Origin of the sequence: Tabrizicola sp., assembly GCF_051645465.1 — a bacterium.
In the GTDB taxonomy this organism is placed as follows: Bacteria; Pseudomonadota; Alphaproteobacteria; order Rhodobacterales; family Rhodobacteraceae; genus Tabrizicola.
Window position 1 is genome coordinate 1 of sequence record NZ_JBOFBI010000264.1, and the last position, 3,170, is coordinate 3,170.

Sequence of the window (3,170 nt, forward strand, 5' to 3'; positions counted from 1 at the left end):
AGGCATAGGAAGTCGCGCTGATGGCGACCAAGACCCCCACGGTCCTCTCACTCAGCCGCCAGAACCTGACGGCGGTCCGCAAGGTCCATACCAACCAGAACATGGTCGCCAAGGGCGGGTATGTGCTGGCCGAGGCAGCGGGCAAGCGTCAGGTCATCCTGATGGCCACCGGATCCGAAGTCGAGATCGCCCTGAAAGCCCGCGATCAGCTCGAGGCTGAGAGGATCGGGACGCGCGGCGTCTCAATGCCCTGCTGGGAGCTGTTCAAGGACCAGGACGCCGCCTGGCGCCGCAAGATCTTGCCGCCCGGCCCGGCCCGTGTCGCGATCGAGGCGGGCGTCCGCTTCGGCTGGGATCGTTGGCTTTGCGGCGAGGGCGGCAAGCACGAGAAATCCGGGTTTATGGGGATGCAGGGATTCGGTGCCTCGGCCCCAGCAGACCGACTCTCCAAGGAATTCGGGATTACTCCTAAGGCAGTGGTGGAAAAGGCAAAGTCGCTGCTCATCTAGTGTTGCTACTTCGTTGGCAGATCGGCCCATTGCCGTCATTGGGCCTCCGCGACCGGCGTTGCCGAACCGGTCATTGATGCTCTGCGCAGCGACGAGTGCGAAAATCCTCCGAGTATTTGGCAGACTTGGTTCTAAGCGTGCAAAGTGACAGTAAAACTGGCAAGGCCAGCACAAGAGTCAGAAGCCGGTCAGATGTTACGAGTTTGGCGGTATTGATCAGGACGGGTTGCGTGCAAGTCACGCCGTCGCGCCACTCCTCACATCTGACGAACGAAAGCTCTCATGGGCTTGGCACACCTGGTTGCAGCGACTGGACCTGTGCTTCGGTGACCTCGCCAACGGCTGAAGGGAACCGCAGGACAAAGCGACGGCGGTCGGCGAGGGTCACGGTCACGACGGTTTCCAGATCGGGGCAGCCTGGTTCGTGGCAGGCGAGTTCGGCAACGGCGATGTGATCCTTGTCGCCAAGGGTCATCAGGGACGTAACCCAGGTTTTCAGGCGCGCGACCGCTTCGGCGTCGGGGCGGGGGCGGCGGGAGAAGAGGCCGAGCATCAAGCCGTCCCCAGCGGCGCCCAAAGGACGCCACCTTCCTCGTCAGCGACCAATAGCCAGCCGGTCAGCGGCGTGACCGCAAGCAGTGTGACCGGAGCGCCGGTCGGGCGCTTGACGGCGCGGGGCTCGGCGATCTGGTCGATATCGGAGAAGATCACGGCGCCCGAGGTATAGCCGGCCAACACCGCCTCATGCCCCGGAAGTGCGTAGACGGCGCTCACGTAACCCCGCCCGCCCCAGGCAAGCTGCATTGGCCCACGGCCCATTGGCCCCTGCGCCCCGTCGAAGGGCCAGAGGATCGCCTCGTCCGCACCTGTGGTCGCGAGCCAGGGGAGCTTCCCCGCCCAGGCCCAGCCCTTGACCTTGGTCGGATAGCCCGACATGCGCAGGTCTGCCTTGTCGCGCAGCCGCCAGCCATGGAGCGCGTTTTCCTGCATGCGGGTCATCACAAAGCGGTCGTCCGGGCTGAAGCACACCGCCGTGTGGCTGCCCGCCCACTTCAGGACAGCGGGCTTCCAGCCGCGTTTTTCGCGCGACCAGATGGTGACGCCGCCGTAATGCGCCACGGCAAGCCGCCCGCCTTTGCGATCGAAAGCAAGGCCGCCGACGGTGGAGGGCGCGGTCAGGGTCTCGCGCCGCGCGCCGTCCCACAGATGCACCTCGCGGCCGACGGAAGCTGCGAAGACACCACCCGCGCCCGCCGCGACGTGATCGACCCATTTGCGGGGGAAGACGGCTAGGTCCGTCACCCCTTCCGGCGTGACGCGGCAAAAGCGGCCGTCATCGCCTCCGGTCAGGATCATCCCTGATGGCTCGGCCACCATCGACAGGATGGCCCCCTTGTGGACGGGCAGCGTCTCGGGTTCCGCGCCGGGGCGAAAGGCGCGGAGTTGCCCGTCGCCCCAGGCGGTGAAGGCGGTGTCGCCCACGGTTGCGACCGCGACGGGCACCGCATCGAACTCGAACTGCCGCCCGCCCTTTTCGATGCGTGTGGGCGCCAGCGGATCGTGACGCTCCAAGACCGGCATCAGTCGGCCTTGCAGGCGGCAAAACCCTCGGCGAGGTGCAGCTTGTCCAGATCGCGCCCGATGAAGACCAGCTTCGAGGCCCGCGGCTTGCCCTTCGGCCATGGACCCAGCGGCGCGCCGTCTGTCAGCATGTGGACGGCATGGACGACAAAGCGTTCGTCCTGTCCCTTGAAGTCCAGAATGCCCTTGGAGCGCAGGATGTCCTGTCCGTGCTGGCGCAGGAGGAGGCCGAACCATTGCTGGAAGGCCTTCTCGTCCAGCGGCACATCCGACGACAGCGAGATCGACGTGATGTCCTCTTCATGCTCGTGCGTGGCATCCTCGTCCAGGAAATCGGGCTCGATTTCCAGCACGCGTTCCAGGCTGAAGGCGTCAAGCCCCAGCACCTGATCCAGTGCGACGCCGCACTTTTCGGTCTGAACGATCTTTGCATAGGGGTTGATCGTCTTGATCCGCGCGATGGCGGTTTTCAGGGCTTCGGCATCGACAAGGTCGATCTTGTTCAGAAGCACGATGTCGGCAAAGGCAATCTGTTCGGCCGTCTCATGAGCCTCATCGAGATGAGTGGACAGGTTCACCGCATCCACGACCGTCACGATGGCATCAAGCCGCGTCTTCTCGGCCACGTCCTGATCGACATAGAATGTCTGGGCCACTGGGGCGGGGTCAGCCATGCCCGTCGTCTCGATCAGGATGCCGTCGAAGTCCTTGCGCTTCATCAGCCCGCCAAGGATACGGATCAGATCGCCGCGCACGGTGCAGCAGATGCAGCCGTTGTTCATCTCGAAGATCTCTTCGTCGGCGTCGATTACAAGCTCGTTGTCGATGCCGGTTTCGCCGAATTCGTTGATGATGACGGCGTACTTCTTGCCGTGTGGTTCGGTCAGGATGCGGTTCAGAAGCGTGGTCTTTCCGGCACCAAGAAAGCCGGTCAGGACGGTGACGGGGATTTGTGCGGTCATGGCATACTCCTCAGTTTGTCAGCGCAGCGGTCAGCTGCGACAGGTTGTGGCGCATCATGTCCAGGTAGGTGGCGGCGGGGCCATCTGCGGCTGAGAGCGCGTCGGAATAGAGGGTGCC

General features: G+C 64.1%; 3 protein-coding genes and 1 pseudogene. 1 reads left to right on the forward strand and 3 read right to left on the reverse strand.

Annotated elements, in window-relative coordinates:
* Positions 1 to 8 precede the first annotated feature (8 nt).
* Positions 9 to 509: pseudogene (locus ACRCSW_RS17105) on the forward strand (transketolase-like TK C-terminal-containing protein); the annotation flags it as partial.
* A 280-nt stretch (positions 510 to 789) separates the two neighbouring features.
* Here ACRCSW_RS17105 and ACRCSW_RS17110 read toward each other — a convergent pair.
* From ACRCSW_RS17110 to ACRCSW_RS17120, 3 genes are read right to left on the reverse strand one after another with little or no spacing between them, the layout of a single operon-like run.
* Positions 790 to 1,062, reverse strand: coding sequence for a hypothetical protein (locus ACRCSW_RS17110; protein ID WP_438706859.1), 273 nt, complete (start codon positions 1,060 to 1,062; stop codon positions 790 to 792).
* Entirely contained in the window at positions 1,062 to 2,090 is a 1,029-nt protein-coding gene (locus ACRCSW_RS17115) for a WD40 repeat domain-containing protein (protein WP_438706860.1), read from the reverse strand. The genes ACRCSW_RS17110 and ACRCSW_RS17115 overlap by 1 nt, the downstream gene beginning before the upstream one ends.
* Positions 2,090 to 3,052 (reverse strand): CobW family GTP-binding protein, encoded by a 963-nt coding sequence (locus ACRCSW_RS17120; RefSeq protein ID WP_438706861.1) that lies wholly within the window; start codon positions 3,050 to 3,052, stop codon positions 2,090 to 2,092. Before ACRCSW_RS17120 ends, ACRCSW_RS17115 begins: the two co-directional genes overlap by 1 nt.
* Positions 3,053 to 3,170: the final 118 nt, after the last annotated feature.